At 66.1% G+C, this 974-nt stretch carries 1 protein-coding gene; it reads left to right on the top strand.

Annotated elements, in window-relative coordinates; genetic code table 11:
* On the top strand, positions 1-974 hold a 974-nt coding region (locus HX846_RS37730; RefSeq protein WP_178967526.1), incomplete at both ends, for an aldehyde dehydrogenase (NADP(+)).

Genomic DNA, 974 nt, shown 5'->3' with positions numbered 1-974 from the left:
CTGCACAACCGGACCGCCAGCCGCTGCCTCGCTCGGACCTGCGTCAACGCCACGTACCGCTGGGGCCGGTGGCCGTGTTCGGCGCGAGCAATTTTCCGTTGGCATTCTCGGTGGCGGGCGGTGATACCGCGTCGGCACTGGCGGCCGGTTGCCCGGTGATCGTGAAGGCACACGGCGCGCATCCTGGCACCAGCGAACTGGTGGGCCGCGCGGTGGCCCGGGCCGTTCAGCAATGTGGCCTGCCTGAGGGTGTGTTTTCGCTGTTGTATGGCTCGGGCCGCGAGGTCGGTATCGCGCTGGTCTGCGATCCGCGCATCAAGGCCGTGGGTTTCACCGGCTCGCGCAGCGGCGGTATTGCCTTGTGCCAGGCGGCCCAGGCGCGCCCCGAGCCGATCCCGGTGTATGCAGAGATGAGCTCGATCAATCCGGTCTACCTGTTTCCCGCTGCGTTGAGCGCACGCGGTGAAGCATTGGCACAAGGTTTTGTCGCGTCCCTGACCCAGGGTGCCGGCCAGTTCTGCACCAACCCCGGGCTGGTGATTGCCGTTGCAGGGCAAGCGCTGGACCACTTCGTCGGCACGGCTGCCAACCTGCTTCGATACAGCACTGCCCAGACCATGCTGACACCGGGGATCTTCAAGGCTTACGAAGACGGCGTCAGCGCCCTGACCCGGCATGCTCAGCTCGCAGGTACCGGTCTGCCGGCAGAAGGGCCGAACCAGGGACAGGCCCATTTGTTCGTGACCCAGGCCCGGGACTTTCTCGCCAATCACAGCCTGCAAGCCGAGATATTCGGCGCCACGTCATTGATCGTGCAATGTGCCAACGTCGATGAGGTCCGCCAGGTCAGCGAACACCTGGAGGGCCAACTGACCGCAACCCTGCATCTGGATGACGACGACCTGGCAACTGCCCGCGCGCTGCTGCCGACCCTGGAACGCAAGGCCGGCCGCCTGCTGGTCAACGGCTGGCCG

The organism is Pseudomonas sp. K5002 (genome assembly GCF_013386655.1).
Classification (GTDB): domain Bacteria; phylum Pseudomonadota; class Gammaproteobacteria; order Pseudomonadales; family Pseudomonadaceae; genus Aquipseudomonas.
This window is presented reverse-complemented; position numbering and strand designations above follow the sequence as displayed.